This is a genomic window from Verrucosispora sp. SN26_14.1 (assembly GCF_004307965.1).
GTDB lineage: Bacteria > Actinomycetota > Actinomycetes > Mycobacteriales > Micromonosporaceae > Micromonospora.
The window spans coordinates 1-4277 of the sequence record NZ_SISL01000488.1 but is presented as its reverse complement, the minus strand read 5'-3'; the positions used below and the strand labels follow the sequence as shown (position 1 = coordinate 4277).

Sequence of the window (4277 nt, the reverse complement as noted above, 5' to 3'; positions counted from 1 at the left end):
CCCAGCAGGCGCCGCGCTGGCCGTGGCTGCTCGCCGTGGGCGTACTCGCCCTGCTGGCGCTGCTCGCCGTGCCGGCGCTGCGCCGGCTCGCGCTACGCCACCGCCGAGGTCGGCCGGCACCGGTGATCCGGACGGTCGACGCGACGGAGGCCACCGCCACCGGAGAGCACCGACCGGCGGTGTCGGTCGGCGCCGACCCGGACCGGGCACGGGCGGACGCGCACGCCGCCTGGGACGAACTGCTCGACACGCTTGTCGACTACCGGATCCGGGTGGACCGGACGGAGACCCCCCGGGCGACCGCCGACCGGCTGGTCCGGGAGGCCCTCGCACCGGACACCGGGGCGGGGACGGCGGCCCGTCTGCTCGGTCGCGCCGAGGAGCGGGCCCGGTACGCGCGCGACCCGCTGACCGGGGAGCCGCTGCCCACGGCCCTGCGCACGGTACGCGGTGCGCTGGCCGAGCGGGCCGACCGGCGAACCCGCCTGATGGCGACCGTGTTGCCGCCGTCGGTGCTGCAACGCTGGCGCACCACCGTCGCGGACACCTCGTCGCGGCTGGTGAACTCCGGCGGTCAGGTACGCCACCGGCTGCTGCGGTTCAGTCCGCGCCGGCTGATCGCGAACCGCGCGAGTCGCTGACCGCCCACCCGGTCCGGGCACGACAGGGCACGGTCCGGGCACGACGACACGGGCCGGGTGCCGGTGGACATCCACCGGTACCCGGCCCGTCGTGGTCTGCTGTCGCTCGCCGCCTGCTGGGGGTCGTGCTCTTCTCTCGGCCGCTCGCTGGGCAGCACGGAGCGCGCCACGTCACCGCCTTCGCCCTGGGCGCCCGAAGGACACCCGGAGCACACATCCGTCGTCGCACGCCGCTACGCCCCGGACCGATCAGGTCCGGGACGAATGCCCCGCCGTCAGGAACAGCGGGTCAGCGGTGCCCCTCCGGGCGCTGACGCCACCGGTCCTCCATCCGGTCGAGGAAACCCCCCGACCGGCGACCGGACCGTCCCCGGGACCGGCGACGACTCGCCGTGCCTCCGACGACGTGCAGGTCCGGTGACTGCGCCCGGCGGTGCGACTGCACCGCGAACGCCGCCGAGGCCAACATGACAACGAATCCCGCCACTGCCAACGGCGGAGTTTTGATCACCGCGCCATAGACCAACAACGCCAGGCCAGCGACGATCACGCCGGCAGCGACGAGCAGGCGACGCCGCGCGTGGAAACGCGGGTCGCTGGCGCGCACGGCCGAGGCGAACTTGGGGTCCTCGGCAAGCGACCGCTCGATCTGCTCGAACAGCCGCTGCTCGTGCTCCGAGAGCGGCACGGCACTCCTCCCCGGTCACGTTGGTCGGTCCGGTCGGACCGACAGACCGTGGCAGCCAACCGGCTGCTTACCCGCAAGTCTACGAGGGCCCTCGCGCGTCGGAAAGCGGGACGACCTACGGCCGCGTCGGATTTTCATTTCGTCGGGGATCACGCCCCCCGAGAAGACTGGCCGGTCCTATGACGGACCGCCCGAATCGGGCAGCCGCAGCGTCCGCCGCGACCTCCGCCTCGCGCCATCCCCGCTCGGGCGCACCGAGCGCGAGCTGCCGGGGCGTCTCGTCCGCGGAGGTCAGACCCTCCGCGCGTACGCCGACGAGGCGGATCCGCTCACCAGGCGCCAGAGCGGTGTAGAGGGACCAGGCCGTGTCGAACATCTCCCGCGCCACGTCGGTGGGCACGTCCAGGGTGCGCGACCGGCTCACCGTGCGGAAATCGGCCATCCGCACCTTGAGCGACACGGTGCGCCCCACCAGCCCACCGGCACGCAACCGGCCACCGACCTTCTCGGCGAGCGCCAACAGGGTGCGCCGGATCTCGGTCGGATCATTGACATCGACGTCGAAGGTGACCTCCGCGCCGACCGACTTCTCCGCGTGCTCGGGGCTGACCCGACGCGGATCGCGTCCCCACGCCAACTCGTGCAGGTGCCCGGCCGCCGCCGCGCCGACGGCGGTCCGCACCAACCCCAGCGGGGCCTGGGCCAGGTCGCCCACCGTGCGCAGCCCGAGCCGCAGGAGGTGCTGCTCGGCCCGCTCCCCCACTCCCCAGAGGGCGGCGACCGGCAGCGGATGGAGGAAGTCGAGGACCTGGGCGGCCGGGACCACGAGCAGGCCGTCCGGCTTGGCCCGGGTCGACCCGAGCTTGGCCACGTACTTGCTCGACGCCACCCCCACCGAACAGGTCAGCTCCTGCTCGGCGGCGACCCGCTCGCGGATCCGGCGGGCGATCGCGGCCGGCGGCCCGAACAGTCGCCGGGCACCCGCGACGTCCAGGAACGCCTCGTCCAGGGAGAGCGGCTCGACCAGCGGCGTGACGTCCCGGAAGATCTGCATGACCGCCCGCGAGGCGGCCGAGTAGCGGCTGAAGTCCGGTGGCAGGAACACCGCGTGCGGGCAGAGCGCCCGGGCCCGCATCGTCGGCATCGCGCTGCGGACGCCGTACCGCCGGGCCTCGTAGCTGGCCGAACTGACCACCCCGCGTGCGCCGACCCCGCCGACCACGACGGCCCGGCCGCGCAACTCCGGTCGGTGCCGCACCTCCACCGAGGCGAAGAAGGCGTCCATGTCGACGTGCAGGATCGAACAACCGGCGTCGTCGGCGTCCGGCCCGAACCGGGGATCGCCACCCCGGGGCAACGACTGGCTGCGTCCCACCCCGGCAGGTTAACCCCGGGGTGGGACAGGACGTCCGGTCAGCCCCGCAGCACCAGCAGCGGAATCGTCATCTCGGCCGCGGTGTCCGCGCCGTGGAAGGCCACCAGCCGGGAGACCATCGGGCTCTCCGACCGGCTGGCCAGCACGGCGTACGTGTCGTTGCAGACCACCACCACGTCGCCGACCCGCTCCAGGTGCGCCTCGGGCACCGGCCCGAACCAGCCGGCGGCCACCGCCTCGTCGCACACCAGCACCCGGGCGGCGTCACCGAGCACAGCCGACCAGGCCGCCACCACGTCGGCGGTGGCACCCGGCGCGGTGTGCAGATACCGCACCCGGGGCTCGCCCGCGACGACCCGCACCCCGTCGGTCAGCCGAGGGTCGGTGTCCAGGTCGAACCGGTGCGCGGCGGGCACGTCGAGCTGGCCGTGGTCGGCGGTGACCAGCAACGCCCCGTCCGGCGGCAACCCGTCGACCAACCGGGCCAGCATCCCGTCCACCTCGGCCACCGAGGCCCGCCAGGGTGCCGAGTCGACGCCGCTGAGGTGCCCGTCGCGGTCCACGTCCGGGTGGTACCCGGAGACCAGGGTGGGGCCTCGGCCGGCGGTCAGCGCGGCCAACATCGTGGTGGCCACCGCGTCGACCCCGGCCGCGCCCCGGTAGTCGCCGCCCCGGTTCGCGGCCAACGTCAGGCCACTGCCGCCGAACTCCGGCCGGCTGACCACGGTCACCGCCACCCCGGCGGCCCGGGCCCGCTCCAACTGGGTGGCGACCGGCTGCCAGCGCAGCGGCGACGGGTCGCCGGACCACTCGATGTGGTTGAGCACCCGCTCGGTGCCGGGCACCCGCAGCGTGAACCCGAGCACCCCGTGCGCGCCGGGTGCCGCCCCGGTGCCCAGGGTGACCAGGCTGACCGGGGTGGTGGAAGGGAAGCCGCAGGTGAGCGGCCGACCGGCCGCCGCGGTCAACCCGGCCAGGGTCGGCGCGTACGGCGCGGCGGTCGGGATCTGGTACCACCCGAGCCCGTCGACCAGCAGCACCGCGATCCGGCGTACGCCGGAGAGGTCGGCACCGAGGTCGAGCAGATCGGCGGCACCGGGCACACCGAGCACCGCGAGCGCGCTGGGCAGCACGTCGGCGATGCTCCCCCCGCCGTACTCCGGCGTGACAGGTGCAAGGAAGGGCACCTTGTTAACGCCTGGTGCATAGGAAGGGCCCCCTCCTAACACCGGGGGGCGCACGGCTGCTCCCTCCGGGCCGGTCATGCCGGACGGCGGGCGAACAGGTGCAGTTGCGCCGCCAGATCCCGCCAGGGCGGCCGGGCGGCCAGCGCCCGTTCCAGCTCCAACAGGGCGCCCGGCTGGCCATCCGCCACGGCTGCGGGCAGCAGGTCGGCGAGCACGCGTACGCCGTGGATCTCCTCGACGGCGAGCCCGGCGGCGGCCAGCAGCGCGGTGGCGCCGTCGGCGTCGAAACGTCGCCGCAGCGTGTCCCGGGAACCGGCGGTGCCGTCGGGGTCGGCGGCGAGCGTCGTCGCCACGTCCAGGTGGCCGTTCATCGCCCGGCCGAGCAC

At 74.7% G+C, this 4277-nt stretch carries 3 protein-coding genes and 2 pseudogenes; 1 reads left to right on the top strand and 4 read right to left on the bottom strand.

Annotation, left to right across the window (positions count from 1 at the left end; translation table 11 throughout):
• Positions 1-641: pseudogene (locus EYA84_RS27655) on the top strand (transglutaminase domain-containing protein); the annotation flags it as partial.
• A 289-nt stretch (positions 642-930) separates the two neighbouring features.
• Here EYA84_RS27655 and EYA84_RS27650 read toward each other — a convergent pair.
• From EYA84_RS27650 to EYA84_RS27635, 4 genes and pseudogenes are all read right to left on the bottom strand, one after another.
• A complete protein-coding gene (locus EYA84_RS27650) occupies positions 931-1329 on the bottom strand; it encodes a DUF3040 domain-containing protein (RefSeq protein WP_131056765.1) in 399 nt (132 codons plus the stop codon).
• 115 nt (positions 1330-1444) lie between these two features.
• Positions 1445-2704: a DNA polymerase IV gene (locus EYA84_RS27645; RefSeq protein ID WP_131056763.1), complete on the bottom strand. Its 1260-nt coding sequence runs from the start codon at positions 2702-2704 to the stop codon at positions 1445-1447.
• A 38-nt stretch (positions 2705-2742) separates the two neighbouring features.
• Positions 2743-3969 carry an alkaline phosphatase family protein gene (locus EYA84_RS27640; RefSeq protein ID WP_131056761.1) on the bottom strand — a complete coding sequence of 409 codons (1227 nt, stop codon included), beginning with the start codon at positions 3967-3969 and terminating at the stop codon, positions 2743-2745.
• Positions 3966-4277, bottom strand: a pseudogene (locus EYA84_RS27635) (SAM-dependent methyltransferase); the annotation flags it as partial. The pseudogene EYA84_RS27635 and the gene EYA84_RS27640, both read right to left, overlap by 4 nt.